Source organism: Hymenobacter sp. 5516J-16 (assembly GCF_022919335.1).
In the GTDB taxonomy this organism is placed as follows: Bacteria; Bacteroidota; Bacteroidia; order Cytophagales; family Hymenobacteraceae; genus Hymenobacter; species Hymenobacter sublimis.
Window position 1 is genome coordinate 2,128,214 of the sequence record NZ_CP095058.1, and the last position, 23,434, is coordinate 2,151,647.

The 23,434-nt window shown below is 60.8% G+C and carries 33 protein-coding genes and 1 pseudogene; 21 read left to right on the forward strand and 13 right to left on the reverse strand.

Features of this window, described 5'->3' with window-relative positions; all coding sequences use genetic code 11:
- Positions 1 to 415: 415 nt before the first annotated feature.
- Positions 416 to 1,945: a PAS domain-containing protein gene (locus tag MUN84_RS10575; RefSeq protein ID WP_244698203.1), complete on the forward strand. Its 1,530-nt coding sequence runs from the start codon at positions 416 to 418 to the stop codon at positions 1,943 to 1,945.
- A complete protein-coding gene (locus MUN84_RS10580; protein WP_244698206.1) occupies positions 1,924 to 3,009 on the forward strand; it encodes a response regulator in 1,086 nt (361 codons plus the stop codon). Before MUN84_RS10575 ends, MUN84_RS10580 begins: the two co-directional genes overlap by 22 nt.
- A gap of 83 nt (positions 3,010 to 3,092) precedes the next feature.
- Here the strand turns inward: MUN84_RS10580 and MUN84_RS10585 are convergent, their stop codons facing one another.
- The 4 genes from MUN84_RS10585 to MUN84_RS10600 form a co-directional block, all read right to left on the reverse strand.
- Positions 3,093 to 3,191 carry a hypothetical protein gene (locus MUN84_RS10585; protein ID WP_244698208.1) on the reverse strand — a complete coding sequence of 33 codons (99 nt, stop codon included), beginning with the start codon at positions 3,189 to 3,191 and terminating at the stop codon, positions 3,093 to 3,095.
- Positions 3,176 to 3,319: a hypothetical protein gene (locus MUN84_RS10590; protein ID WP_244698210.1), complete on the reverse strand. Its 144-nt coding sequence runs from the start codon at positions 3,317 to 3,319 to the stop codon at positions 3,176 to 3,178. The genes MUN84_RS10585 and MUN84_RS10590 overlap by 16 nt, the downstream gene beginning before the upstream one ends.
- Positions 3,320 to 3,526: 207 nt before the next feature.
- Positions 3,527 to 3,886: a molybdopterin-binding protein gene (locus MUN84_RS10595; protein WP_244698213.1), complete on the reverse strand. Its 360-nt coding sequence runs from the start codon at positions 3,884 to 3,886 to the stop codon at positions 3,527 to 3,529.
- A complete protein-coding gene (locus tag MUN84_RS10600) occupies positions 3,850 to 4,332 on the reverse strand; it encodes a hypothetical protein (RefSeq protein ID WP_244698227.1) in 483 nt (160 codons plus the stop codon). The genes MUN84_RS10595 and MUN84_RS10600 overlap by 37 nt, the downstream gene beginning before the upstream one ends.
- 227 nt (positions 4,333 to 4,559) lie before the next feature.
- On the opposite strand from MUN84_RS10600, the gene moaC reads away from it, so the two are divergent.
- Both moaC and MUN84_RS10610 read left to right on the forward strand, forming a co-directional pair.
- The gene (gene moaC / locus MUN84_RS10605; RefSeq protein ID WP_244698230.1) at positions 4,560 to 5,048 is read left to right on the forward strand and encodes a cyclic pyranopterin monophosphate synthase MoaC; all 489 of its coding nucleotides are present in this window, start codon (positions 4,560 to 4,562) and stop codon (positions 5,046 to 5,048) included.
- Entirely contained in the window at positions 5,038 to 6,237 is a 1,200-nt protein-coding gene (locus tag MUN84_RS10610) for an NTP transferase domain-containing protein (RefSeq protein WP_244698233.1), read from the forward strand. The genes moaC and MUN84_RS10610 overlap by 11 nt, the downstream gene beginning before the upstream one ends.
- 155 nt (positions 6,238 to 6,392) lie before the next feature.
- Here the strand turns inward: MUN84_RS10610 and MUN84_RS10615 are convergent, their stop codons facing one another.
- Positions 6,393 to 6,722 (reverse strand): hypothetical protein, encoded by a 330-nt coding sequence (locus MUN84_RS10615; protein ID WP_244698236.1) that lies wholly within the window; start codon positions 6,720 to 6,722, stop codon positions 6,393 to 6,395.
- Between the two features lie 95 nt (positions 6,723 to 6,817).
- On the opposite strand from MUN84_RS10615, the gene MUN84_RS10620 reads away from it, so the two are divergent.
- The gene (locus tag MUN84_RS10620) at positions 6,818 to 7,861 is read left to right on the forward strand and encodes a hypothetical protein (protein ID WP_244698239.1); all 1,044 of its coding nucleotides are present in this window, start codon (positions 6,818 to 6,820) and stop codon (positions 7,859 to 7,861) included.
- The gene (locus MUN84_RS10625) at positions 7,813 to 8,574 is read left to right on the forward strand and encodes a S41 family peptidase (protein ID WP_244698242.1); all 762 of its coding nucleotides are present in this window, start codon (positions 7,813 to 7,815) and stop codon (positions 8,572 to 8,574) included. Before MUN84_RS10620 ends, MUN84_RS10625 begins: the two co-directional genes overlap by 49 nt.
- A 7-nt stretch (positions 8,575 to 8,581) precedes the next feature.
- Here MUN84_RS10625 and MUN84_RS10630 read toward each other — a convergent pair whose 3' ends face one another.
- Complete coding sequence (locus tag MUN84_RS10630) at positions 8,582 to 9,001, reverse strand: molybdenum cofactor biosynthesis protein MoaE (protein WP_244698244.1); 420 nt, start codon at positions 8,999 to 9,001, stop codon at positions 8,582 to 8,584.
- Positions 9,002 to 9,196: 195 nt separating this feature from the next.
- Positions 9,197 to 9,439 carry a molybdopterin converting factor subunit 1 gene (moaD, locus tag MUN84_RS10635; protein WP_244698247.1) on the reverse strand — a complete coding sequence of 81 codons (243 nt, stop codon included), beginning with the start codon at positions 9,437 to 9,439 and terminating at the stop codon, positions 9,197 to 9,199.
- 161 nt (positions 9,440 to 9,600) lie between these two features.
- Between moaD and moaA the strand changes: the two are divergent.
- From moaA to MUN84_RS10665, 5 genes and pseudogenes are all read left to right on the forward strand, one after another.
- Positions 9,601 to 10,605: pseudogene (gene moaA, locus MUN84_RS24540) on the forward strand (GTP 3',8-cyclase MoaA).
- Between the two features lie 515 nt (positions 10,606 to 11,120).
- On the forward strand, positions 11,121 to 11,927 hold the full coding sequence (locus MUN84_RS10650; RefSeq protein ID WP_244698253.1) for an alpha/beta hydrolase: 807 nt from the start codon (positions 11,121 to 11,123) through the stop codon (positions 11,925 to 11,927).
- 104 nt (positions 11,928 to 12,031) lie between these two features.
- A complete protein-coding gene (locus MUN84_RS10655) occupies positions 12,032 to 12,586 on the forward strand; it encodes an RNA polymerase sigma factor (RefSeq protein WP_244698256.1) in 555 nt (184 codons plus the stop codon).
- Between the two features lie 3 nt (positions 12,587 to 12,589).
- Complete coding sequence (locus MUN84_RS10660; protein WP_244698258.1) at positions 12,590 to 12,883, forward strand: hypothetical protein; 294 nt, start codon at positions 12,590 to 12,592, stop codon at positions 12,881 to 12,883.
- A 97-nt stretch (positions 12,884 to 12,980) separates the two neighbouring features.
- A complete protein-coding gene (locus MUN84_RS10665) occupies positions 12,981 to 13,679 on the forward strand; it encodes a ClpP family protease (protein ID WP_244698261.1) in 699 nt (232 codons plus the stop codon).
- A 78-nt stretch (positions 13,680 to 13,757) separates the two neighbouring features.
- Here MUN84_RS10665 and MUN84_RS10670 read toward each other — a convergent pair whose 3' ends face one another.
- Positions 13,758 to 13,919 (reverse strand): hypothetical protein, encoded by a 162-nt coding sequence (locus MUN84_RS10670; protein ID WP_244698264.1) that lies wholly within the window; start codon positions 13,917 to 13,919, stop codon positions 13,758 to 13,760.
- A gap of 53 nt (positions 13,920 to 13,972) precedes the next feature.
- On the opposite strand from MUN84_RS10670, the gene MUN84_RS10675 reads away from it, so the two are divergent.
- The 3 genes from MUN84_RS10675 to MUN84_RS10685 all read left to right on the forward strand — a co-directional run bounded on the left by MUN84_RS10675 (position 13,973) and on the right by MUN84_RS10685 (position 15,854).
- A complete protein-coding gene (locus MUN84_RS10675; RefSeq protein ID WP_244698266.1) occupies positions 13,973 to 14,956 on the forward strand; it encodes a glycoside hydrolase family 88 protein in 984 nt (327 codons plus the stop codon).
- Positions 14,957 to 15,036: 80 nt separating this feature from the next.
- Positions 15,037 to 15,393: a DUF2490 domain-containing protein gene (locus tag MUN84_RS10680; protein ID WP_244698269.1), complete on the forward strand. Its 357-nt coding sequence runs from the start codon at positions 15,037 to 15,039 to the stop codon at positions 15,391 to 15,393.
- Positions 15,345 to 15,854 carry a DUF2490 domain-containing protein gene (locus tag MUN84_RS10685; protein WP_244698272.1) on the forward strand — a complete coding sequence of 170 codons (510 nt, stop codon included), beginning with the start codon at positions 15,345 to 15,347 and terminating at the stop codon, positions 15,852 to 15,854. Before MUN84_RS10680 ends, MUN84_RS10685 begins: the two co-directional genes overlap by 49 nt.
- On the opposite strand, the gene MUN84_RS10690 is transcribed toward MUN84_RS10685, so the two are convergent.
- The 5 genes from MUN84_RS10690 to moeB are packed head-to-tail and all read right to left on the reverse strand — an operon-like array spanning position 15,851 to position 19,188.
- Positions 15,851 to 16,189: a hypothetical protein gene (locus MUN84_RS10690; RefSeq protein WP_244698274.1), complete on the reverse strand. Its 339-nt coding sequence runs from the start codon at positions 16,187 to 16,189 to the stop codon at positions 15,851 to 15,853. The two genes, MUN84_RS10685 and MUN84_RS10690, sit on opposite strands and share 4 nt — an antisense overlap.
- 6 nt (positions 16,190 to 16,195) lie before the next feature.
- A complete protein-coding gene (locus tag MUN84_RS10695) occupies positions 16,196 to 17,062 on the reverse strand; it encodes a putative sulfate/molybdate transporter (protein WP_244698277.1) in 867 nt (288 codons plus the stop codon).
- Between the two features lie 14 nt (positions 17,063 to 17,076).
- The gene (locus MUN84_RS10700; RefSeq protein WP_244698278.1) at positions 17,077 to 17,358 is read right to left on the reverse strand and encodes a putative sulfate/molybdate transporter; all 282 of its coding nucleotides are present in this window, start codon (positions 17,356 to 17,358) and stop codon (positions 17,077 to 17,079) included.
- Between the two features lie 40 nt (positions 17,359 to 17,398).
- Entirely contained in the window at positions 17,399 to 18,037 is a 639-nt protein-coding gene (locus tag MUN84_RS10705; RefSeq protein ID WP_244698281.1) for a hypothetical protein, read from the reverse strand.
- A gap of 35 nt (positions 18,038 to 18,072) precedes the next feature.
- Entirely contained in the window at positions 18,073 to 19,188 is a 1,116-nt protein-coding gene (gene moeB, locus MUN84_RS10710; RefSeq protein ID WP_244698284.1) for a molybdopterin-synthase adenylyltransferase MoeB, read from the reverse strand.
- 175 nt (positions 19,189 to 19,363) lie between these two features.
- On the opposite strand from moeB, the gene fdhD reads away from it, so the two are divergent.
- The 7 genes from fdhD to MUN84_RS23755 all read left to right on the forward strand — a co-directional run bounded on the left by fdhD (position 19,364) and on the right by MUN84_RS23755 (position 23,396).
- Positions 19,364 to 20,239: a formate dehydrogenase accessory sulfurtransferase FdhD gene (gene fdhD, locus MUN84_RS10715; protein WP_244698285.1), complete on the forward strand. Its 876-nt coding sequence runs from the start codon at positions 19,364 to 19,366 to the stop codon at positions 20,237 to 20,239.
- 234 nt (positions 20,240 to 20,473) lie between these two features.
- Complete coding sequence (locus MUN84_RS10720; RefSeq protein ID WP_244698288.1) at positions 20,474 to 20,641, forward strand: DUF7009 family protein; 168 nt, start codon at positions 20,474 to 20,476, stop codon at positions 20,639 to 20,641.
- The gene (locus tag MUN84_RS22950; RefSeq protein ID WP_410780098.1) at positions 20,632 to 20,796 is read left to right on the forward strand and encodes a DUF7009 family protein; all 165 of its coding nucleotides are present in this window, start codon (positions 20,632 to 20,634) and stop codon (positions 20,794 to 20,796) included. The genes MUN84_RS10720 and MUN84_RS22950 overlap by 10 nt, the downstream gene beginning before the upstream one ends.
- A 44-nt stretch (positions 20,797 to 20,840) precedes the next feature.
- The gene (locus MUN84_RS23740) at positions 20,841 to 21,107 is read left to right on the forward strand and encodes a hypothetical protein (protein ID WP_317239173.1); all 267 of its coding nucleotides are present in this window, start codon (positions 20,841 to 20,843) and stop codon (positions 21,105 to 21,107) included.
- 17 nt (positions 21,108 to 21,124) lie between these two features.
- Positions 21,125 to 21,868, forward strand: a complete 744-nt coding sequence (locus MUN84_RS23745; RefSeq protein ID WP_317239174.1) for a molybdopterin-dependent oxidoreductase — start codon at positions 21,125 to 21,127, stop codon at positions 21,866 to 21,868.
- Between the two features lie 11 nt (positions 21,869 to 21,879).
- Positions 21,880 to 23,004, forward strand: coding sequence for a molybdopterin-dependent oxidoreductase (locus MUN84_RS23750; RefSeq protein WP_317239175.1), 1,125 nt, complete (start codon positions 21,880 to 21,882; stop codon positions 23,002 to 23,004).
- A complete protein-coding gene (locus MUN84_RS23755) occupies positions 23,004 to 23,396 on the forward strand; it encodes a molybdopterin dinucleotide binding domain-containing protein (protein ID WP_317239213.1) in 393 nt (130 codons plus the stop codon). The genes MUN84_RS23750 and MUN84_RS23755 overlap by 1 nt, the downstream gene beginning before the upstream one ends.
- The last annotated feature ends 38 nt before the right edge of the window (positions 23,397 to 23,434 follow it).

A 23,434-nucleotide genomic window follows, 5' to 3' on the forward strand; every position in this document is an offset into this window, starting at 1 on the left:
AAGTGCCACCGAAACACGGAGGCGCGGCCCCTACCCGCGCAAGGGGTACCCAGCCGGCCGCACCCCGCCCCAGCCCAAAAGTGCCATCCAAGTAGTACTGAGGTGCGCCGAACGGGTAGCTGCTGATGTGGCCTACTGCTCTGGTAATCGGGGAAGCCAAGGCCCGCAGCAGAACGACTCGGCCAGCGCCTGTGAGGCAGGTAATCGGGAAATCTGCGCCGAGTCAGGCTGGTATAAGTTGTTTGCTTGGGTTCAGCTCTGTACGCAAGGCAGCACGAATGATACTTGACTGCTGAACATGAGTATTTATCAAAATCATCCTACTTATTCCTTAACTAGTCATCTACTAATAAGTATATTACACTACATGTATTGACTATATTTGCTACTTTATCACTTTTCCTATCTGTCGTAGATGTCTGCTGTTTCGTCTCTTGGCTTTTCTGATCATGTAGCCGCCCCGCCTACTGACGAAACAGCGTGGCGCACCTGGGCCGAGGACCGCATTGCAACTTTGCAGCAGGCGCTGGCCGCTACGCAGGCCCAACTGGCCGCGGCCCAGCGGCCGAGCCAGCCGAAAGCGCCAGCCAACAACTGCGGGCCCATTCCCGGCAGCGACACCACCTCTGAGCCCGCCGCCGAAGCAGGCCCCGACGCCCCACAGAATTTCTACGAAGCCATTCTGCAGCAGCTACCCGTGGAGGTTGCCGTTTTCGACGCCGAGCACCGCTACCGCTTTGTTAATGCCAACGGCATTCTGGACGCGGCTACCCGGAGCTGGGTTATTGGACAGGACGATTTTGCCTATTGCGCCCACTTCCAGCGCCCCCGGGAGCTAGCCGAGCAGCGCCGCCAGTGCTTTGAGCAGGCCGTGCAAGGCCGCACCGTCGTTTCGTGGGAGGAAGTGCAGGAAACGGCGGCCGGCCCCCAGCACATCCGGCGACATTTCCTACCCGTGTTTGCAACCGATGGCTCCCTGCGCATGATGGTGGGCATGGGCGTAGATATTACCGAGCGCCGCCAAGTAGAAAAACAACTGGCCGAGCAGCGGGCCTTTTATGAGTTTGTGCTGGATCAGTTGCCCTGCGACGTGGGCGTTTTCGACGACCAGTTCCGCTACCTGTTCGTGAATGCCAGCGGCATCAAGGACCCAGAAACGCGGAAGTGGATTATCGGCAAAAACAACTTCGACTACTTTTCCCGGACCAATTACCCGGCTTCCATGGCCCACGAGCGGCACGCCCAGCTGGAGCAAGTGGTGCAGCAGCGCAGCCTCGTGACCTACGAAGAAACCTTTCTGCGGCCCGAGGGCAGCCGCCACCAGTACCGCTGCCTGCAGCCCGTATTTCACCCTGATGGCTCCCTGCACATGATTCTGGGCTACGGCCTCGACGTGACGGAGCGGGTAGTGACGGAGCAGGCCCTGCGCCACGCCAAGCTGGCGGCGGAGTCGGCGGTGCGGGCCCGGGAAATTTTCCTGGCCAACATGAGCCACGAAATTCGCACGCCCATGAACGCCATTTTGGGCATGAGCCAGTTGCTGGCCAAAACCCCGCTCACACCAACTCAAAGCAGTTACCAGCAAGCCATTACCACCTCCGCCGACAACCTGCTGGTCATCATCAATGACATTCTGGACCTTTCGAAGCTGGAAGCGGGCAAGATGGTGCTAGAGCAGGTGGGCTTTGGCCCTACCCAGTTACTGGCTCAGGTAGAGCAAACCCTGCACTACAAAGCCGCCGAAAAAGGCCTCTGCCTGAGCACCCGAATTGGGGCAGGCATTCCGGCCGTCCTGCTCGGCGACCCGTACCGCATCACGCAAGTGCTGCTGAATTTGGCCGGCAATGCCATCAAGTTCACGGAGAAAGGACAAGTAGTCATTTCCTGCGAAGCGGTGGAGGCGGCAAATGCCCTATCGGAGCCGTGGATGTTCTATTTCAGGTAGCCGATACGGGCGTAGGCATTGAGCCGGAGTTTCTGGCCCACATCTTCCAGGAGTTCAGCCAGGAAGATGCCTCCGTCACGCGCAAGTTTGGCGGCACTGGGCTGGGCCTGCCCATTTGCCGCAACCTAGTCAAACTCATGGGCGGCGACGTGCAGCTGGAAAGCGAGAAGCACCGGGGCACGATTACGCGGTTTATTCTGCGCCTACCCGTGGGCACAGCCCAGGACCTGCTGCCCCAAGTGCTGCTGACTGAGGACAGCCCGCTACGCCAGCACTTGCGCCACAAGCACGTGCTGCTGGTGGAAGACAACCGTTTCAACCGCCAGATTGCCAAGACGTTCCTGCAGCAGGCCCAAGTACAGGTGACCGAAGCCGAGCACGGCGAGCAAGCCGTAGCCCTGGCTCAAGAGCAAGTGTTCGACCTGATCTTGATGGACATTCAGATGCCCATTCTCGATGGCTACGGCGCTACTGCCGCGTTGCGTCAGCAGTTGAAACTCACTACGCCCATTGTGGCCCTGACCGCCAACGCCATCAAAGGCGAGCGGGAGAAGTGCCTAGCCGCGGGCATGAACGCCTACCTGGCCAAGCCATTCCAAGAAGCCGAGTTGCTGCAGGTAGTAAGCGAGTGGGTAGTACCACAGACGCAATCAGTTACGCCAGTGCCTACCCCTTCGGTTACGCCTGCAAGTGCCGCGCTTTACCAAATTGACGACTTGCTGAAAGTTGGCCAAGGCGACCAAAGCTTCGTGACTTTTATGCTAGAAACCTTCGTGGAAAGCAGCGAGGAACTGCTACTGGAAATGGCGCAAGCCCTGCAGGACGGCAACGTAGTTCGGCTGAAAAGCGCGGCCCATACGCTCAAGCCCGGCCTGGCTCACCTGCACGTGCTGCACCTGCTGCCAGTAGTTACGGAGCTCGACCAGTGGCCAGGCGAATTTCAGCCTGAGCCTTTAACCACGCTGGTAGCTCGCATTACCCAGCAGCTGCGGGAGGTCATCATCCAAATTCAGGAGTCGTTGGCTAATGCTCCCGCTTCCACCGCAAGCTCCACGGCGGAGTAAGCTAAGTAGTCGGTCTGCCTGCTGCCTTCTCCTGGCGCGGCAGTTATTAGCCTCGGCCTTGCCGCAAGCTCTGCAACAGGTGCTTACCGAAACCGCCACGCGGGCAGCATCGATCCGGCCGGGAACTGCTCCTGCTCCGGTGGCAGCTCCAGAAAACCCGCCGAAGTCAGCAAGCTGGCCATGTCGCCGGAGCCACCGGCCCGCTCGGGGGTAGCCAGCAGGCGGCCATCGGGCCGGGCTCCAGGCTTACCAGCAGAAAGTGCGTGAGGCGAGGCCGAAACTGCACGTCTTCGGTCAGGATGGCCGACACGGGGCCGCCGGGCGGGGCCTGCGCGGGCTTGGAGTTGCTTCGGCCTCGGGTTGCTGCACCGCTAGCAGCCAGGGGCGGGCGTAGCGGTAGAAGTTCACGAAGGTGGAAACCGGGTTGCCGGCAGGGCAAACACCACCGCGCCGCCGGGCTGCTGCCCAAACCAGAACGGCTTGCCCGGCCGCTGCTGCACCTCATGAAAAATCTGCTCTACCCTAGCTCGCGCAAGGTTTCGGGTAGAAAATCAGCTTTGCCTTTTGACACGCCGCCGCTGAGCACCACTGCGTCGTAGCCGTGCAGTAAAGCCGGTAGTTGCTGCCGCAGGGCTTCGGGGTCGTCGTTCATGTGAAAGGTATCGGCGGCCGCTCCGGTTTGCCAGGCGGCGGCTTGCAGCATCAGAGCGTTGGAGCGCCGAATCTGGTGGGCCGCCGGCTTCTCCGTGATGGGTACTAACTCGTCGCCAGTACTTACCACGGCCACTCGTGGCCGGCGTGTAACGGCCACCGTAGCGGCCCCGATGGTGGCGGCTACGGCTATTTCGGCCGGCTCCAGGCGGGTGCCAGCGGGCACCAGCAAGTCGCCCCGGCGGCGGTCGGCGGCTTGGGCGTGCACGTTGTGGCCCGGGCGTGGGGGTGGGCCTGCACGGTGGCGTAGCGTTGGCCGGCCGCATCGGTTCGGAACGTGAGGTCTTCGTAGCGAATAACCGTATCAACGCCCACCGGCAGGGCCGCACCGGTCATAATTTCTACGGCTGCCTGCGGGTCGTGCAGGGGCTGGGGTGGCTGGCCGGCAAACTGCGTGCTGTCGATGCGAAACTCTGTTTGTCCCGCTTCCAGGGCCGCAAAGCGCAGGGCAATGCCATCCATGGCTACCCGATTGAAGGGCGGAAAGTCCCGGTCGGCGCACAGGTCTTCGCGCAGTACGCGGCCCGCCGCCAGGGGTAGCGACAGGTACTCAACGGACAGGGAACGAACGGTAGCGGTAACCAAACGGGTAGCTTCTTCGACGGAGAGCATGGCAGGAAATAGAACGGGTGTAGAGACGCATTTTTGCGCCGCAGCGTTACGGTATAGTGTCATTCCGAGTGCAGCGAGGAATCTGAGTTAGCCTCGTGGCCGGAACCCAGATTCCTCGCTGCTGCTCGGAATAACACCTTACCACAACGAAAAAGCAAAGTACCGGCCTTGCCGGTTTGTTTACCATTCGCAACGACTACGCGCAAAGATCCGTCTCTACTGCTACTATGCCTGACTCTCCCAAACTCACCCACCTGAATGCTGCCGGGCAGCCGGCCATGGTCGATGTCGGCCCGAAGACGCCTACCCGCCGCGTGGCCCGGGCCCGAAGCCGCGTGGTGCTCGGCCCCGATATTATGGCCCTGGTAAAAGAAGGTGACTTGCCCACCCGCAAAGGCCCCGTGTTCCAAACCGCCATTCTGGCCGGCATTATGGGGGCTAAGCGCACTTCGGAGTTGATTCCGCTCTGTCACCCCTTAGGCCTCGACGACTGCCAGGTGCGCATTGAGGTAGACGGGGAAGACGCGGTAGTTATTGAGTGCACCGCCACCGTAACGGGTAAAACCGGGGTAGAAATGGAAGCCCTCACCGGCGCTTCGGTGGCCGCCCTCACTATTTACGACATGTGCAAAGCCCTGTCGCATCACATTGTCATTCAGGAAACTCGACTGCTGGAAAAAACCGGCGGTAAACAAGATTTTTATCATGCCGGATAAGCCCACTGACGCCTCGGCCAGCCCTGCCCCGGCGCCGCGCACCAAGCACGCCCAGCTGGCCCGTCCTGATTTAGGCGAGTTTAACCGCCACGAACTAGCCATTCTGGGGGCGCCCTGTGGCAGCATCAAGCAGTTGACGGCCCGCCTGCTGCCCTTGCTTACCCCTACCCTACGGGTGGCCTACGTGGATGCCGACCACGCCGCCGGCGACGATGCAGCCCAGGGTGGCAATGGCGGCCAAGATGCCATTCTGCAAGCCGGCGCCACCGCCGAGCTAACCGATAAAATCACCTTCGCTCGGCTAGACACGAAGCGCGGCTTCGACAAATTCAGCCAGCCGGAGTGGCTGCACCACCAGAGCCTGGTGCTAGTGAACGGCAACCATTTCCGGGCCCGCCAGCAGTTGGTAATACTGGATCCAGCCAAACCCGTGGAGAAAAAGCTGGACCGCCTGACGGACGTGCGGGCCCTACTCCTACCCGAAGGCGTAACCGAAGTACCAGCCTACCTGCGCGCGCACCTAGGAGAGGCGAATGTTCCCATCATTCCCCTTCACGACTTAGAAACCCTAGCCGAGCTGATTCTGCAGGAGTGGCACGCCGCCGCGCCGCCGCTGCGGGGCCTGGTGCTGGCCGGGGGCCGCAGCCAACGCATGGGCCAGGACAAAGGCAAGCTTAGTTACCACCAAGGCCAGGAGCAGCGCGCCCGCGCCGCCGAGCTGCTGGCCGGCTTCTGCCAAGACGTGCACGTTTCCTGCCGCCCCGACCAGGTAGTGGAGCTGGAATACGCCGGCCTGCGCCCCCTCCCCGATACCTTCGCCGACCTAGGTCCGCTGAGCGGCTTGCTGTCCGCCTTCCGCCTCGACCCCAATGCTGCTTGGCTGGTTGTTGCCTGCGACCTACCTTTCCTCTCGGAAACTACGCTGAGCCATCTGGTAGAGCATCGGCAGCCGGCCCGGATGGCCACCGCCTACCAAAGCCCCGAAAATGAATGGCCCGAACCGCTCATAACCATCTGGGAGCCCAGCAGCTACGGCACGCTCCTGCGCTTCCTGAGCCTGGGCTACAGCTGCCCCCGCAAGTCCCTGATCAACTCCGACATAGAGCTACTCCCCCCGCCCGCACCCGCGGAGCTGCGCAACGTGAACACGCCGGAAGAAGCCGAGCAAGCCCGACAGGAACTGGGGTAGCGTTGCTCTAAAAACGTGTTGTGGTCAGAGTCAGGAATATGCTGCTACCTTCAAGCACGTTCCTGACTCTAGCTACTACTATGAAACGCTATTATTTATTATGGGCGCTCCTGAGCGCTACCCTTGCTACCCAGGCCCAGCGGGTAACGCCCAATCTAAACCTGGATGTTGAACAGGTAAACCCCAAAACCCATCTGCCCGTCGGCTGGTGGGCGCCCGCGGACAACGAGTACACGGTAACTGCCGACTCTCTGGTAAAACACCACGGGCGCTACGCCCTGCGGATTCAGTCCGCTGGTGCGAAGGCCGGTGGGTTTGGCGTCGCCTCGGTTAAGCTGCCCGTCAACTTTCAGGGCAAAACCATAACGCTGACCGGTTTTCTCAAAACCGAGAATGTGCAGAATGGCTACGCGGGCCTGTGGCTTCGCGTTGATGGACCGCAGGGCACGCTCCAGCTTGACAACATGTCGAAGCAGAATGTGCACGGCACCACCGCGTGGCAGGCTTACTCCATCACGCTACCCCTCGCTGAAGCCGCGGAGTCCGTGGTGCTGGGGGCCTGCTGCCGGGAACCGGCACCATGTGGCTCGACCAGCTGGAACTTACCGTCGACGGCAAGCCGCTGGCGCGGGCGTTGCTGCGCCCTATCAAGCATTACAAGGCCGAGCAGGACACGGCGTTTTACTCGGGGTCGGGCATCAACTTGGGCTCCCTCAACCCGCAACAACTTGAAAACCTGGCGGTACTGGGGCGGGTGTGGGGCTTCGTGAAATACTACCACCCAGCCGTGGCCACTGGCGAGCATAACCTGGATGCCGCGCTGTTTCGGGTGCTGCCGCAGGTGCTAGCTAGCTCTTCCACCGCGGCCCGCAGCCAACTACTGAGCAATTGGGTGACCAGCCTGGGGCTGGTGCCTCCCTGCCCTACCTGCCGGGAGCCAGCCCCGGAAAGCATCCGCCTCCAACCCGACCTAGCCTGGCTTACCGACAATCGCCAGCTGAGCCCGGCCCTGAGCCAGCAGTTGGAGTACCTGCGTCGCAACCGCAACCAGGGTCCGCACTATTACGTGAGTACTGTGCCCGGAGTGGGCAACCCCATATTTCAGCACGAGGAAAAATACGCCCTGCTAAAAACCGACTTGCCCGATGACGGCTTGCGGCTGCTGGCTTTGTACCGCTACTGGAACATGATTGCCTACTTTTTTCCCTACCGCTACGCCATTGGGGAAGATTGGCAGCAGGTGCTACCGGATTTTCTGCCGCAGTTTGTGGCCGCCCGCACCCCCGAGCAGTACCAGCTCACGGCCCTGGCCCTCATTGCCCGCATCCACGACACCCACGCTACTATTTATGAGCCAAATAAAATTCTGACTGCCTACAAGGGCAAGTATCATGCGCCCGTGCAAGTTCGGTTTGTGGAGGGCCAGGCCGTGGTAACGGACTACTTTGATCAGCAACTGGGTTCGGCCACCGGCCTGCAGAAAGGCGACGTGGTGCTGCAGGTTGACGGCCGCAAAGTAGCGGACCTGGTAGCCGAGCGGCGGCCCTCACGCCGGCGTCCAACGAGCCTACCCAGTTGCGCAACATCGCCCGCGGCTTGCTGCGCGGCCCCACCGAACAGGTAGCGGTGCTCGTCCGGCGCAACGGCCAGGAGCTGCCTTTCACCCTCAACCGCTACCTGTTCAGCAAGCTGAACCTGGGCCTTGAAAGCGGCACTCCCGACCCCAAAGCTCCCGCGTGGCGCGTGCTCCCCGGCAACATTGGCTACCTCTCACTGGGCACCATCAAAAACCAGGACTTGCCCGCCATCATGCAGGAAGCCCAGGGCACTAAAGGGCTCATTATCGATATCCGCAACTACCCCTCTGACTTTGTGGTGTTTACGCTCACCAGCTACCTACTAAGTAAACCAGCTGACTTTGTGCGGTTTAGTGCACCCATGACTACGTATCCGGGGCTGTTTCTGCGAAGTTCACCGCTACAAATAGCGCCAGGTAAGAAGTCAGCGTACTCCGGGAAGGTGGTTATTCTGGTAAATGAGCTTTCCCAGAGCAACTCCGAATACACGGCCATGGCCCTGCGGGCGGTACCGGGGGCCACGGTGCTAGGCAGCACCACGGCCGGAGCCGACGGCAACGTTTCGGCCATCACGCTACCCGGCAACATTAACACCTACATTTCGGGCATTGGCGTGTATTACCCCAATGGCCGCGAAACCCAGCGCGTTGGTATTGTGCCCGACATTGAGGTAAAACCTACCATCCAGGGAATTCGGGAAGGTCGGGACCAAGTGCTGGAACGCGCCGTAACGTTGCTGGAGAACAGCGCGGCGAAATAGTCAGGTGCTACGGGTGAGCGGCTACCCACACGTCACCATCCTCGTAGAACTCCTTTTTCCAGATAGTTACTACCTGTTTCAGCGTATCGATGATGTACTGGCAGGCGGCGAAGCTCTCGGCGCGGTGGGGCGTGGACACGGCCACGACCACGGCCACGTCGCCGATGTGGAGGGTGCCTTTGCGGTGAATGACGGTGACTTTTTTCAGCATCGGCCACTGCTCTACGGCCTGTTCGGCTACTTTGCGGAGCTGGTGCAGGGCCATGCTGTCGTAGGCTTCGTATTCGAGGCGCACCACGGGGCGGCCAGTGCTTTTATTGCGCACGGCCCCAATAAACGTATTAATGGCCCCGGCCCCATCGTCTTCCACCGTGCGCAGGGCGGCGGCTAAGTCGATGGGCTGGTCGGTCAGGTCGATGTGAATCAAGGGAGTGAGGAGGTGATGGGGTAAATGGTGACAGGTAGGTTGCTCTTATTGGCAATGGTTATCCTGGTAGCACTGTAAAAAAAGCGTTGTCATGTTGAGCTGGTCGAAGCATCTCTACTGCTGGCTAACTTCTCTTGTGAGGACGAAGCGGTAGAGATGCTTCGACCAGCTCAGCATGACGTTGTTTTACCAGTATTACCCTCCGCTTACCGGTGGAATTAGGGCAATTTCGTCGCGTTCCGACAGGGTAGCATTGTCCTCGGCATACTCATTATTTACGGCTACCGCTAGGCTGGAAAGGCGGCTAAGCCCCGGATACTGCTGCTGTAGCCCGGCCAGCAGCGCCTGCACCGACTGGCCTTCCGGCGCCGAAACCTCCAGCGACGATTGTCCCACGATTTCGCGGGCAATGCCGAACAAAGCAATTTTCAAGTTCATTGGTTATCTAGGTGTTCGTAAAGCTGATTGGGGCCGGAGCGGAAACCCTTGCCGGTGCCGCGCGGTTTGCGTGAGGACGAAAGTCACTCCCCGAACGGAAAAGTCTGATTTACGTTGTTTGTTTCACTGCTCTACCTGGGCGAGGTGTTTTTCTGTTGAGTATGTCCGTTGCTGTCCCATCTGTTTTGTTTGATAACCACGGCCGCCCGCTGGAATACCTGCGACTGGCCGTCACGGACCGGTGCAATCTGCGCTGCTTCTACTGCATGCCCGAAGAAGGCATTCAGTACCTGCCCAAGCAAGAGCTGCTGACCTACGAAGAAATGGAGCGTCTGGTAGCTATTATGGCCGGGCTAGGCGTGCGCAAAGTACGCCTGACGGGCGGGGAGCCCTTCGTGCGCCGCGACCTGGTGCCATTTATGAGCCGGCTCAGCCAAATTCCTGGCATTGAGGAACTAACCCTCACCACCAACGGCGTGCTCACGGCCCCCACGTGCCGGAGCTGGCCCGCATGGGCGTAAAGGCCGTCAACCTGAGCCTCGACACCCTCGACCGAGCCCGTTTCGCCAGTATCACCCGCCGCGACGAGCTGCCGCGGGTGCTGGATACGTTCTACGCCCTGTTAGCCGCCGGTATTCGGGTGAAAATCAACGCCGTGGTAATGGACGGGCAAAACACCCAGGACTTGCTCCCCCTGGCCGAGCTAACCCGCGAGTTGCCCGTGGATGTGCGTTTTATTGAAGAAATGCCCTTCAACGGGGTAGCCACGCCGCTACCCTACCCTGGAATCACACCCGCATCCGGGAGCATCTAGAATTGAACCTGGGCACGCTGACGCCGGTAGCTACCCGCCCCGGCGACACGGCCTCGCACTACACCGTGGCTGGTCACCAGGGCCGCCTGGGCATCATTGCGGCCTACTCGCGCACCTTCTGCGGCACCTGCAACCGCATCCGCCTCACGGCCGAAGGCGGCCTCAAAACCTGTCTCTACGACCAAGGCGTGCTCGACATCCGGGCCCTGCTGCGCGGCGGCGCCTCCGACGCCGACATCGTGGCCGCCCTCACCTCCGCCTTCCGCCACCGCGCCGCCAACGGCTTCGAGGCTGAGCGCCAGCGCCCCTGCACCAACTCAGCTTCGAGTCCATGAGCACGATTGGGGGCTAGTGGTGAAATTGTGAAGTGGTGAAATGGTGAGTTATTACAACACGTCACAATTTCTTCTGTCGGGTTGTAATTCTACCTCTGGAATAATGGGGAGGCTGCAAAAAGAACGTCCTGCAGAGGCGCCGCCGAAGCATCCCGCGTGCTGATGTTGCCATAGTATTGTCAGGCTGACAAAGGAACCATCTGGCTCGCATCAGTGAGTTAGTAGTCTTGAGTCAGCATGCGGGATGCTTTGGCGGCGCCTCGGCATGACGGGCTGTACTGAACTAGCCGACGCAACCGACTCAATTTACCTAACTGCATGACGAACTGCACTGTACTGAACTAGAACCTGTACTGTTCCTCTACCCCACCACGTCATCCTGAGCTTACGAAGGACCTTATTACGGCTGAGCGGGTCGTGGTTGCGGGTGTCGTTCTGCCCTAGTCGTTTCAGCGCGAGAAGATTCTTCGCGCTGCTCAGGATGACGTGCAAAAAAGAAAGGCGTTGACTTTCACTTAGCTCCTAGCTTACCATGAAGGCTGTATTCTGGATATTCGGGCTAGGGGCCGCGCTGTACATTGGCGTGTGTTTGCTGCTGTATTTTCAGCAGGAGCGGCTACTGTTCTTCCCGACCCGGCTAGCCCCGGACTACCGCTTTCGGTTTCCCGATCGGTTTGAGGAGCGCTGGGTTACGGCTCCAGATGGTACCCGTCTCCATGGGTTGCTATTCCAAGCTGATGCTGCTCAGGCCAGGGGCCTCGTTTTCTATCTGCACGGCAACGGTGGGGCCCTGGACAGTTGGGGCGATGTGGCGCCTACCTACACCCGCCTCGGCTACGACGTATTCCTGCTCGATTACCGGGGCTACGGCAAAAGCCAGGGCCGCCTGAGCAGTGAGCAGCAATTGCTTGCCGATGTGGAAACAGCTTATCAACAGCTACTGACTCAGTACCCCGAAAACCGCATCGTTGTGCTGGGTTACTCCTTGGGCACTGGTCCGGCGGCGTGGCTGGCGGCCCGGCACCAGCCCCGGCTGCTGATTCTGCAGACACCCTACCGGAGTATGCGCGCCGTGGCCCGGCAGCACTACCCCTGGGTGCTGGGCCTACTGGTGCGCTACCCCTTGCACACCGACCGAGTGTTGCCGCAGGTGAAAGCGCCCATCGTCATCTTCCACGGCACCCGCGACGAGATAATCAGCTACGAGCAAGCTCTGCAGCTTAAGCCGTTGCTCAAACCTCAGGATCAGTTCATTACCCTGACTGGCGCCGGGCACAATGGCATGACCGACAACCCGGAGTACCAGCGGGCCATCCAGCAGATTCTGGCTACTCTTTGACCTGGGCGGTAACTTTTTTTCTGGGCTCGAAGGGTGATAGTTGGCCTAAAAGAAGATTAACCTGCAGAACGGCCTGCGGGCCCTCACCCACTACCCTGTTTGCTATGGAAACCATTGCCTCCCTTCGGCACGCCCTGCTCACCGACCGGCACCAGACGCTCACCGGCATCTACCAGCGCACGTTCCCGATGGTGCGGCGGCACGTGCAGCAGCGCGGCGGCTCAGCCCAAGATGCCAAGGATGTGTTTCAGGATGCGCTGGTCATTTTCTATGAAAAAGCCGTTGGCGAAACCTTGGTGCTGTCGGCCTCGGTGAGCACCTACCTGGTGGGCGTGTGCCGCAACCTCTGGCGCCGCGAGCTGAGCCGCCGCAGTCAGCAACCCCTTACCGGCCTTATGGAGGAACACGGCGAGTTGCCGGAAGACCCAGAGACGGCCGAAACCCCGGCCGCGCTTTCGGTGCTGGACTACGTGGAGCAGCTGGGCGAGCGGTGCAAGAGTGTGCTGCTGGCGTTCTACTATTTCCAGCAGCCCCTGGAGCAGATTGCCCGCACCCATGACTACCGCAGTGTGCGCTCAGCAACGGTGCAGAAGTTTAAGTGCCTGGAGCGTCTGCGCGCTTCCGTGCGAGCCGTATTCGCTCACGATTTCGACCGGTAACCCATGCGCCCCGCCCTGAAACGCCTGCAACTCATTGAGCGCCACCTCCTGGGCCACCACTGCGCCGCGGAAGCAGCTGAGTGGCAAGTGCAGCTGCTCACCGACCCCGAGCTGGCCACCGACACCGAAGCCCAGCGCCTACTCTACCAGGGCCTGCAACTGGCCGGCCGCCAGCAGCTTCGGCGGGAGCTGAACCTGATTCATGCCCAACTTGCTGGCACCGCCCGGCGCCACCGCTGGCTTCAAGCTGCTGTACATGGGCTGCGACGCGTGCTGCCACGCACCCTTCGGCGGTAGTCTTTTCCCTTGATTTTCTGGCTTTTCCACCTCTTCCCTTGCCCCTGTTCAGGGCAAGCCGGAACTCCTACGTCCATTTCTTACCCTCGTTTCCTTTATGCTCACCTCTCAAGAATTTCGCAAGTTTGCCGTGCAGGGCCAGGGCCTCCGCGCCTCCGTGGTTGATGATTACCTGCGCCACGCAGCCGGGCAAGCCTACCCCAACGTGACGGCCATGACCCGCTCCGTAATTGAGGAGCGACCGACCCGTTTTGCCGAAATCGACGTGTTTTCGCGGCTGATCATGGACCGCATCATCTTTCTGGGCCAGGCGGTCGATGACCAGATAGCCAACATCATCAATGCCCAACTGCTTTTCCTGGAATCGGTGGATAACCGCAAGGATATCCTGCTCTACATCAACTCGCCGGGCGGCTCGGTGTACGCGGGGCTGGGCATGTACGACACCATGCAGTACGTGAGGCCCGATGTGGCTACCATGTGCACTGGACTAGCCGCGAGCATGGGCGCTTTTTTGTTGTGCGGCGGGGCCCTGGGCAAACGCTCGGCCCTGCCCCACGCGCGCGTCATGATTCACCAACCCAGCGGCGGGGTGCAGGGCCCCTCGGCCGATATTGAGATTACGGCCCGTGAGGTAGTGAAGCTGCGCCAGGAACTCTACGGCATCTATGCCGAGCGCACCGGCAAAACCGCCCAGCAAATCCACGACGACTCCGACCGGGACTACTGGCTCCGGGCCAATGAAGCTAAAGAGTACGGGCTCATTGACGAAGTGCTGGAGCGCAAGGTGGGGTAGTGCTGCGGGGAACCTGGGCGCGGGTGCGGCTTACTTTTGCTGGCAGCAGGCGGCGCAACCCACGATTTTTGCTGTAGCTTAACCTTCATGCTCCGTCCAACTTCCCTTCCCCATTTCCTGGCCGCCTTGCTGCTTACCTTCGCCGCCAGCTTTTCTAGCCAGGCCCAGCAGCGCAACGTCAATGTGCAGCAGGAGTTTGCCCGCGCCGGGCAGCAGCTCACGCGCCTGCTCCAGACCCACCCGATGTCACGAAATTTCCCTACTCCAGCCGGCCCGATGGCTCGCTCAAGGACATGCCCTCGGAGTGGTGGACCAGCGGCTTTTTCGGGGGCACGCTCTGGTACATGTACGAGTACACCAAGCAGCCCCAGTGGCAGCAGGCCGCGGAGCGGTGGACCATGGCCATGGCCCAAGAGCAGCACAACACCGGCACCCACGATTTAGGCTTTATGCTGTATTGCCCCTTCGGCAACGGCTTGCGCCTGACCCAGAACCCGGCCTACCGGCCTATTCTGCTCACGGGGGCGAAGTCTCTGGCTACGCGCTTTACCCCGGCGGTGGGCCTGATTAAGTCATGGAATGAGTTTGCGGGCTACCAGTACCCGGTTATCATCGACAACATGATGAATCTGGAGTTGCTGAACTGGGCCGCCCGCACCTCCGGCGACACCACCCTGCGCCGCCTCAGCATCACCCACGCCGACAACACCTTGCGCCACCACTTCCGCCCCGATGGTAGCACCTACCACGTGGTTTGCTACGATGAAAAGGGGCAGCCCCTGGCCAAAAAAACCGCCCAGGGCGCGGCCGACAACTCGGCGTGGGCGCGGGGGCAGGCCTGGGCCATTTACGGCTATACTACCATGTACCGCGACACCAAGCTGGCCCGCTACCGGGAACAGGCCCGCAGAACCGCCGACTTTTTCCTCAACCACCCCGACCTGCCCGCCGACAAGATTCCGTACTGGGACTTCAACGCGCCCGGCATCCCGCGGGAGGAACGCGACGCTTCCGCCGCGGCCATTGTGGCCTCGGCGCTGCTGGAGTTGCAGCAGTACTGCCCGGCCCCGGATGCCAAGCGTTACCGCCAGGCCGCCGAGCAGATGCTGGTGAGTTTGAGTAGCCCCGCTTACCGCGCTGCTGTAGGCGAGAACAACAACTTCCTCATCAAGCACTGCGTGGCCCACAAGCCCGCCAAAACGGAGGTGGACGCCCCGCTCACTTACGCCGATTATTACTACCTGGAAGCCTTGCTGCGCTATAACCAAGTAAAGTAAGTTGGAGTGGGTGGCCCAGATGCAGTAGGCCGGTTCTAGCCAGCCTTGCCTACTTTCGCGCCTTGTTTTGCCGCTTCCCTATGTCCGCTTTCCCCCGTTTCTTTCGCTTGCTGCTCGCGGCCACCTTGTGTGGTGCTGGCAGCTTCCTTGCTCACGGCCAGACCAACTCGGTGCCTGACCCGCGGTGGGGCAGCTGGCTGATTGGGACGGTGGTGCTGCCGGCGGGACCCAAGCATTGGGGCGGCTATGCGGAGGTGCAGGCGCGTAGCAACGGCTTGTTTCGGCAGTATTTCTATCATGAGCTCAAGGCCGGCATCAGCCACGAGGTAGCCAAGAACTTCACCTTCATGGTGGCTGGGGCCGCTACGCCACCGCCGATTACCGCAACTTGGGCGAAGGCCCGCTCAACGTGGAAAAGCGCCTCTGGGAGCAGGTGACGTTTACGCACTACAACGCCCGCCTGAAAGTGGAGCACCGCTACCGGGTGGAGCAGCGCTGGTTTTCCTTCCGCGACGGGGTAGTGCCGGCCGGCGCCGTGCGCTACCGCAACCGGATCCGCTACCGCCTCAATGGCTTCATTCCACTCAACCAAAAAACGGTCACCAACAAAACGGTCTTCCTCTCACTTTACGACGAGGTGTTCTTCAACCCCAAAGGCCCATTTTTCGAGCGAAACCGGGTGTACGGCGGGCTGGGCTACCAGTTTGATCCGCACTGGACGGTGCAGGCAGGCTGCGTGCGCCAGTCGAACTTTACGCCGGCCAGCTACCAGCAGAACGTTCTCACGCCCCAAACCACGGCCAGCAAGAACAACCTGGTTTTGTCGGTTATCTACCGCATCAGTCGCCGCAACACGGAGGTCCCGGCCCCGGAGTACGTGCCTTCCCAGCCGGATTAAGCCGCCGTTACCTCGGCCCGGTTAGGCACCAGGGAAAGGGTAAGCGTGTGCCGGGGCTGGCCCGCGTACACCATGTGCAGCTCCAGCACCAGGTAGTCTTCCGTCACTACCTGAACCAGCAGATACAGCGTGGCTTCGTTGCCGGGATGCTTGATTTTTTCGGCGTGGCGGGTCCAGCTGCCCAGGGGGTATTCCGGCCGACTTTGCTCTGGGTTGTCCAGAAAGCGGAAGTCGAACAGCATACTGTCGCCGATGCTGTAGTAGCCCTGAAACGGCTGCGGCCCGGCCTCGACCCGTACCGTTTTCCAGACCTGATAAAGTATAGGTTCTTCCATACGCAGTTATTTTCCTAAACCCACCCAGCCGCGCTGCATGGCGTAGTACAAGCTAGTGCCCACGACCAACCCCAGCAAGTAGCCGTAGGGTAGGCCGCTGCACAGTAGCCCCACCAGCAACGCCAAGAGCAGCTCGGAGCGGGCCCCGCTTACATCGCGCAGCAAGGTAGCCAGACTCAGGGCCTCAAACAGCAACAGTACCCCTAAAACCGGCAGCGGAAAAATCTGCACCACCTGCTGAAAGCCTTGGCTGAAGACCAGGCCCAGCGTCAGGAACAGCAGCCCGTAAAGCACCACCGAGCCGCCCGTTCGCCCGCCGAAGGTATAGTGCCCTACCATGCCGCCCGAGCCGTGGCACACCGGAAAGCCGCCCAGGAAGGGATTAACCAGGTTCATCAGGCCGTAGGTAAAACTGATTTGCCGCACCGTGAGCGGGCGCTCCGGAAAATAATCTTCTACTACCTGCTTGGTAGCCAGCACTGAATTGCCCAACGACAGCGGAATTTGGGGTAGGGCCAGCAGAATGGCGCCGTACTTTATGTTCTCCCAGGTAGGCACCTGCCAGCCGGGTAGGTGCAGGCCCACGGCCCGGTGGGCGGTGGTTAGGTCCAGCTTGAACAGGAGCCCGTAGGCCACGCCCAGCGCCAGCACGAACAGGGCGGCGGGCCAGCGGCGGTTGCCCAGCAGCACGGCCGTTACCAGAAAAGCCGCTGCCGCCAGGGCGTAGCCGGGCAGGCCATCGGCGGGCACGTACTCCTTCAGGGCCAGGGTAGCCAGTTGCAGGGCCAGCCCGAACTGAATGCCCCGAATAACCGGCTTGGGCACCAGCCGGGCCAGCCCGTCAATCAGCCCCGACACCGACAACACCAGCATGCTCACGCCAATGGCTAGTCCGCCCCGAAGATGACCCGGCCGGGAATTTTCTGGGCAATAACCAGGGCCGCAAAGGCTTTCAGGGGCTGCACCGGCATGGGCATGCCGTACCACAGCCCCGAAAACACCTGCATCAGCCCGAACATGATGAGCACCCCGGCGCTGTCGACGCCCGAGGCGGCAATAATGCCGATCAGCAAAGGCAAATCGGTGCCCAAATCCCCGAAGGCTCCCGCTAGCTCATTTCTATCGAAACGAATACGCGGACGAGGTGGAGGGGTAGCGGTAAGCGGCATGCAGTAAAGTAGTGAGAAGAGCAGCTGGTGGGGCTCTTGTTTATTCCCAGACAAAGGTTGGAGTGGTTTGCTCTAGTTGCTTGCCGCTTTGCAGCCGGATACGCAAAAGAAACTGCTGTTGGGCGTTGTCGGTGGGCTTGGGGCTTATAACCAGCTCTAGTGGATAATTCAGCTCACCGTACTTCCCCGATTTCCAGGTATTGAGCGAGTCGGCTAGCTGGGCAAGTGGGAACGTTACGCCTTGGTAACGGCTGTTGCCGGCACTGCACCGGACAAACTGCTCCAGGGACTGGCCGGCCGCTATCCCATTGAACAAGCCGGTGCTGGTAAAGGACACGGACTCTACCTTGTCCTTCAGTCCCTTTCCTCCTGGTTCCGGGCACTGCAACGCCATGGCGTTGCCGCTAAACCAGCTTCCTGAGGGCGCTACCGCCACGTAATGATACTCCAGTTGCACGGTGGCACGTAGCTGGGCCGCCGTAGTGCGCGTGCCATTGGTAATGGCCGGACCATTAACCGACTCCGACAAAAACAGCCGAATGGCCTGCACGTTGGCGTATTCGCGCAGCTCTTCTTTGCAACAGGCCATGGGCACTACCCCAGAAATATGAGCAGCAACAACATGCGTAGGAGTTTCCAGATCATAGCGCCCCAGGATGAATAGAGTATACCGTATCACTTCTTGCTCAGCAAGATAAACACCCTTTGCCGACGTTACCTGCTCACATTGTTTTCAGCGTCCGTCATCGTGTCTTCCCAGGCCAAAATGCCACCATCGAGGTTGAGCAGGTTGGTCAGGCCGAACTCGGTTTGGAGGCGCTCCACGGCCTGGGCGCTGCGGCGGCCGGAGCGGCAGTACACCACTACCGGGTGCTGCTTGGGTAGGGTTGCCACGCCTTTCTCCAGGCTGCTCAGGGGAAGCAGGGTAGCGCCGGGCAGGTGACCGGCGGCATACTCGTGGGGCTCGCGCACGTCCAGCAGGAAGGGCGGGTGCCCCGACTCCAATTGCTCGTGCAGCTCGGCCACGGAAATGCTACGCACCCCTACCCCGCACAGGTCGGCGTAGTCGCGGGTGTTGGCGGTGTCCAGGTTAATGGTGGCTTGCTCCGGGCGGCGGGCAAACTTGAGGGTGCGGGTCTGGAAGGCGAGGGCGTCGAACATCCATAGCCTACCCGACAGCACCTCGCCGATACCCAAAATTACCTTCAGGGCCTCCGTGGCCTGGGCCGTACCCACCAGGCCGGGCAGCACGCCCAGCACCCCGGTAGCATCACAGTTGGGCGCTTCCTGGGCGGAAGGCGGCTGCGGAAACAGGCAGCGGTAGGTGGGCCCGCCCTGGTAGTTGAACACCGATACCTGCCCTTCGAACTTGTAAATGGCCCCCGACACCAGCGGCCGGTTGAAGCTCACGCAGGCGTCGTTGAGCAGGTAGCGGGTTGGGAAGTTGTCGGAGCCGTCTACCACCACATCGTAGCGGCTAACCAGCTCGCGCACATTGCCCAGGGTAGCGCGGCAGCTATGCACCTCGGTGTGTACCAGCGGGTTGATGCGCTTTACGGCGCGGGCGGCGGCTTCGGCCTTGGGCTGGCCCAGGTCGGCGGGGCCGTACAGAATCTGGCGCTGCAGGTTGCTTCGCTCTACCTGGTCGGCATCCACAATGCCCAGGGTGCCTACCCCAGCGGCGGCCAGATACTGCAGAATGGGGCAGCCCAGGCCGCCGGCCCCTACCACCAGCACCCGGGCATTTTTCAGGCGCAGTTGCCCGGCTTCTCCAATTTCGGGTAGCTGCAGGTGGCGGCGGTAAATCTGGCGTTCTTCGGTGGTAAGCATAGTTGGAGCAGGGTAACGGGTACCAGAGGCAAGTGGGCAAACGGCGGCAAAACGGCAACGTAGCGAGGGGCTTTCCTCGTACCCACCCGGCACCTGACCCGCACCCGTTGTCTAGCTCAAACTTACTTCTGGGCCATAAGGTTAACCACCCGCGTACCTACCTGCAATTTGCCTTATGTCAGCCCCCGTTTTTCTGCCGCCTACCAGCTACGACTACGTTACCGTGCACAAAGTGCAGGGCACCGACGTGACTACCGCCTCCGATGTGCTGGCGGCCGAAGAACCCCTGGAAATTCGGGTGGGCTACGGCCCGACGGGCCAGCGGGAGCACCGTACCTTGTCCATCACCATGCGCACGCCCGGCCACGACTTTGAGCTGGCCGCCGGTTTTTTGCTGACGGAGGGCATCATCCGGAGCCGCCAGGACCTGCACGGCGTCATCTACTGTCCCGATGTGGAGAAAGAGGAGGAGCGCGAAAACGTGGTGCGCGCCGAGTTGGCCCCCACTGCTACCCCCGATTTACCCCGGCTAGAACGTCACTTTTACACCAGCAGCAGCTGCGGCGTGTGCGGTAAAACCAGCATCGAGGCCGTGCACGCCGCGGCCTGCCCGGTGCTGCCCAAGGCCGGCCCCTACCTTGACCCCGCCGTTATTCATCAGTTGCCGGAGCGGCAGCGGGCGGCCCAGGCCCTGTTTGAGCAAACCGGCGGTCTGCACGCCGCAGCTCTGTTTTCGCCAGCAGGTGAACTGCTCTTGCTGCGTGAGGATGTGGGCCGGCACAACGCCCTGGACAAAGTCATTGGGGCGGCCCTATTTCAGGAACTGCTGCCCCTGCACAACGCGGTGTTGCTGGTGAGCGGCCGGGCCTCGTTTGAGTTGGTGCAGAAGGCGGCTGTGGCGGGCATTCCGGTGCTAGCCGCCGTGGGTGCCCCCAGCTCCCTGGCCGTTTCCGCCGCCCGCGACTTCGGCATGACCGTCTGCGGTTTCGTGCGCCAGGGCCGCTACAACGTGTACTGCCACGAGTGGCGCCTGCAACAGCCAGCGGAGTAAGCCAATTGTACTTGTGTCGCGCGAATCAGTAGAGACGCGGCCCTTCGCGTCTCTACACTTGCTTGAACACACAGAATAGTTCGGCGGGTTGTCCAGCGGATAACTCGCACAAGCAAGGCGGCGCAATGATTTCAGAATAACACTCAGTCTTTCAACTACCTACTACCCTAATACGCAAGCGCCACCGCAACATCTTGCTGCCTGGCTGCGTCTGACTCTTACACCCTGTTTCTCATGAAGCTTCGCATTGAAGATAACTCGCTCCGCCTGCGCCTTTCCGAGGAAGAAGTACAGCAGTTTGCCAGCTCTGGCCGGGTAGCGGCGGTAGTTTCACTAGGCCCTGCCCCGAAGAAAGCCTCACCTACGCCCTGGAACGTGCCGAATCCGAAGAGCTGCGAGTAAGCTACGGGGCCGGCGCCCTCACCGTGAAAGTACCGGCTGCCCTGGCTTCTCACTGGACCACAACCGACCAAAACGGCTTCTCCGCTACTCTGATGGTGGCTGAGGATCAACCCCTGAAAATACTGATTGAAAAGGACCTGGACTGCCGCCATTAGCGTCCACTTCCGCCTTCCCCTTACCGCTTCTTCCCTTCCGCGTCATGGATAAATCTCCCGCCTACGACCCTAGCCAAGCTGGCAAAACCGAGCAGCAGACGGCTGGCAACAACGTGCCAAAAAGCGGCGAGCGACCCGACCAGGGCACGGCGCCCACCAGTGACAACTGGAGCACCTCGCCCGAGCGGGAAACCCTCGATGACCGGCTCATGGAAGCGCCTGATACCCTGGGTGCTAAGCACAAACACCCCATTCTGGCCCAGCCCCGGAAGAGTTTACCGGCCTCAAGCTCACCAAGCCCGCCACGGTAGCGGCCGGCATTACGGCGGTGCTGAAATCGGGAGCTTTTGCCCTTGATTACGAGGGGCCGGTGCGCGGTACCCACGCCCTGCTGAAGATGAACCAGAAGGACGGTTTTGACTGCTCCTCCTGCGCTTGGCCCGACCCCGACGACCACCGCTCCGTGGCCGAGTTCTGCGAGAACGGAGCCAAGGCTACTGCTTCCGATGCGCAGTCGGATCCGGTGGGGCCGGAGTTTTTTGCCCAGCACAGCCTGGCCGAGCTTTCCCGCATGACGGACCGCGACCTGAACAACGCCGGCCGTATCACGCACCCCATGGTGCTGCGGCCGGGCGCTACGCACTACACACCTATTTCCTGGCCCGAGGCATTTGAGTTGGTGGGCCAGGAGCTGAACGCGCTGAAGTCGCCCGACGAGGCTATTTTCTACACCTCCGGCAAGGTGCCCAACGAGCCGGCTTACCTCTACCAGCTGTTCGTTAGGCAGTTCGGCACCAACAACTTGCCTGACTGCTCCAACATGTGCCACGAGAGCAGCGGGGCGGCCCTGAGTAACACCACCGGCCTGGGCAAAGGCTCCGTGACGCTCAACGACTTCTATGAGGCGGAGGTGATTCTTATCATTGGCCAGAACCCGGGCACCAACCACCCGCGCATGCTTACGGCCCTGCAGAAAGCCAAGAAAAACGGAGCCAAAATCATCAGCATCAACCCCTTGCACGAGGCTGGCTTGCTGCACTTCAAGAACCCCCAGGACTTCATGAACCCCTGAAGGCCCTGGGCGTGCTACTCGGCGACGGGACGCCCATCACCGACGTGTACTTGCAAGTCCGCATAAACAGCGACCAGTTGGTGATGCGCGGGCTAATGAAGTGCCTCTTGGAAGCCGAAGCCTTAAACCCCGGCCAGGTCCTCGACCAAGGATTTATTCGAGACTTTACCACGGGCTACCCTGAATTAGTAGAAACTCTGAATAAAACCAGCTGGGCCGATATTGAGGAAGCCAGCGGCGTAACCAAAGCCCAAATTCAGGAAGCCGCCAGCTTGGTAGCCCGCCATAAGAAGATTATTACCTGCTGGGCCATGGGCCTAACCCAGCAAAAAAACGGCGTGTACACGATTCAGGAGATTGTGAACCTGCACTTTATGAAGGGCGCCGTGGGTATCCCCGGGGCAGGCCTGTGCCCGGTGCGCGGCCACTCCAACGTGCAGGGCGACCGGACCATGGGCATTTGGGAGCGGCCCACGGATACCTTCCTCGACTCGCTGGCCAAGGAGTTCAACTTTGAGCCCCCGCGCGAGTATGGCTTCGACGTAGTGGAAGCCGTGAAGGCCCTGCACGACGGCCGCGTGAAGGTGTTCATGGCCATGGGCGGCAACCTGCTTTCGGCCTGCTCCGATACCGAGTTTGTGGCCGAAGGCATGCGCAAGCTGCGCCTCTCCGTTCACGTTACGCCCAAGCTCAACCGCGGCCACCTCGTGAATGGCGAAATGGCCCTGTTGCTGCCCTGCAAAACCCGCATCGATATCGACATGCAGAAATCGGGGCAGCAGTTCATGACCTGCGAGAACTCCATGGGGGTAGTGAGCATGAGCAAAGGGGTGCTCGAGCCCATTTCCGACCAGATGCTGAGCGAAGTAGCCATTGTCTGTGGTATTGCCCTGGCCACCCTGGGCGAGCGAAGCACCGTAGATTGGGTGGGCTGCACCGAAAACTACGACCTCATCCGGGAGTACGTGGCGCGCACCATTCCGGGCTTCGAGGACTTCAACCAGAAAGTGCGTCACCCCGGCGGGTTCTACCTGCCCAACGGCCCCGGGAGCGAAACTTCACCACCGAAAACGCCAAGGCCAACTTCACCAGTACGCCCCTGGAAAAGCACACCTTCGAGCCCGGCCAGCTGGTGATGATGACCATCCGCAGCCATGACCAGTTCAATACTACCGTGTATGATTACAACGACCGGTACCGGGGCGTGCACAACGAGCGGCGGGTTATTTTCCTCAACCCCCAGGACATGGCCGAGCGCGGCATCAAGGAAAAAGGCTTGGTAAACATTACCAGCCACTTCCAGGGCCAGCAGCGCCACGCCGAGAAGTTCATTGCCATTCCCTACGACATTCCGCGGGGTGACTGCGCTACCTACTTCCCGGAGGGCAACGTGCTGGTTCCCATTGGTTCGGTGGCGTACAAAAGCAACACGCCTACTTCCAAGTTCGTCATTGTGACGGTAGCGCCCGTGGAGCTGCCCATTGGCACCCAGATTCCTACCTCCCAGCGCGTGACGGTACCCGCTTAACCCTTCCCCAGCCTATGCCAGCCAGCCCGACCGTCTCC

What these genes read in the sequence shown, in the direction of transcription:
- MUN84_RS10575 (WP_244698203.1), top strand. Translation starts at nt 416, where the DNA reads ATGTCTGCTGTTTCGTCTCTTGGCTTTTCTGATCATGTAGCCGCCCCG.
- MUN84_RS10585 (WP_244698208.1), bottom strand. Translation starts at nt 3,191, where the DNA reads ATGGCCAGCTTGCTGACTTCGGCGGGTTTTCTGGAGCTGCCACCGGAG.
- MUN84_RS10600 (WP_244698227.1), bottom strand. Translation starts at nt 4,332, where the DNA reads ATGCTCTCCGTCGAAGAAGCTACCCGTTTGGTTACCGCTACCGTTCGT.
- moaC (WP_244698230.1), top strand. Translation starts at nt 4,560, where the DNA reads ATGCCTGACTCTCCCAAACTCACCCACCTGAATGCTGCCGGGCAGCCG.
- MUN84_RS10610 (WP_244698233.1), top strand. Translation starts at nt 5,038, where the DNA reads ATGCCGGATAAGCCCACTGACGCCTCGGCCAGCCCTGCCCCGGCGCCG.
- MUN84_RS10620 (WP_244698239.1), top strand. Translation starts at nt 6,818, where the DNA reads ATGTGGCTCGACCAGCTGGAACTTACCGTCGACGGCAAGCCGCTGGCG.
- moaD (WP_244698247.1), bottom strand. Translation starts at nt 9,439, where the DNA reads ATGAACTTGAAAATTGCTTTGTTCGGCATTGCCCGCGAAATCGTGGGA.
- MUN84_RS10650 (WP_244698253.1), top strand. Translation starts at nt 11,121, where the DNA reads ATGAAGGCTGTATTCTGGATATTCGGGCTAGGGGCCGCGCTGTACATT.
- MUN84_RS10655 (WP_244698256.1), top strand. Translation starts at nt 12,032, where the DNA reads ATGGAAACCATTGCCTCCCTTCGGCACGCCCTGCTCACCGACCGGCAC.
- MUN84_RS10660 (WP_244698258.1), top strand. Translation starts at nt 12,590, where the DNA reads ATGCGCCCCGCCCTGAAACGCCTGCAACTCATTGAGCGCCACCTCCTG.
- MUN84_RS10665 (WP_244698261.1), top strand. Translation starts at nt 12,981, where the DNA reads ATGCTCACCTCTCAAGAATTTCGCAAGTTTGCCGTGCAGGGCCAGGGC.
- MUN84_RS10675 (WP_244698266.1), top strand. Translation starts at nt 13,973, where the DNA reads ATGCCCTCGGAGTGGTGGACCAGCGGCTTTTTCGGGGGCACGCTCTGG.
- MUN84_RS10680 (WP_244698269.1), top strand. Translation starts at nt 15,037, where the DNA reads ATGTCCGCTTTCCCCCGTTTCTTTCGCTTGCTGCTCGCGGCCACCTTG.
- MUN84_RS10690 (WP_244698274.1), bottom strand. Translation starts at nt 16,189, where the DNA reads ATGGAAGAACCTATACTTTATCAGGTCTGGAAAACGGTACGGGTCGAG.
- MUN84_RS10695 (WP_244698277.1), bottom strand. Translation starts at nt 17,062, where the DNA reads ATGCTGGTGTTGTCGGTGTCGGGGCTGATTGACGGGCTGGCCCGGCTG.
- MUN84_RS10700 (WP_244698278.1), bottom strand. Translation starts at nt 17,358, where the DNA reads ATGCCGCTTACCGCTACCCCTCCACCTCGTCCGCGTATTCGTTTCGAT.
- moeB (WP_244698284.1), bottom strand. Translation starts at nt 19,188, where the DNA reads ATGCTTACCACCGAAGAACGCCAGATTTACCGCCGCCACCTGCAGCTA.
- fdhD (WP_244698285.1), top strand. Translation starts at nt 19,364, where the DNA reads ATGTCAGCCCCCGTTTTTCTGCCGCCTACCAGCTACGACTACGTTACC.
- MUN84_RS10720 (WP_244698288.1), top strand. Translation starts at nt 20,474, where the DNA reads ATGAAGCTTCGCATTGAAGATAACTCGCTCCGCCTGCGCCTTTCCGAG.
- MUN84_RS23740 (WP_317239173.1), top strand. Translation starts at nt 20,841, where the DNA reads ATGGATAAATCTCCCGCCTACGACCCTAGCCAAGCTGGCAAAACCGAG.
- MUN84_RS23755 (WP_317239213.1), top strand. Translation starts at nt 23,004, where the DNA reads ATGATGACCATCCGCAGCCATGACCAGTTCAATACTACCGTGTATGAT.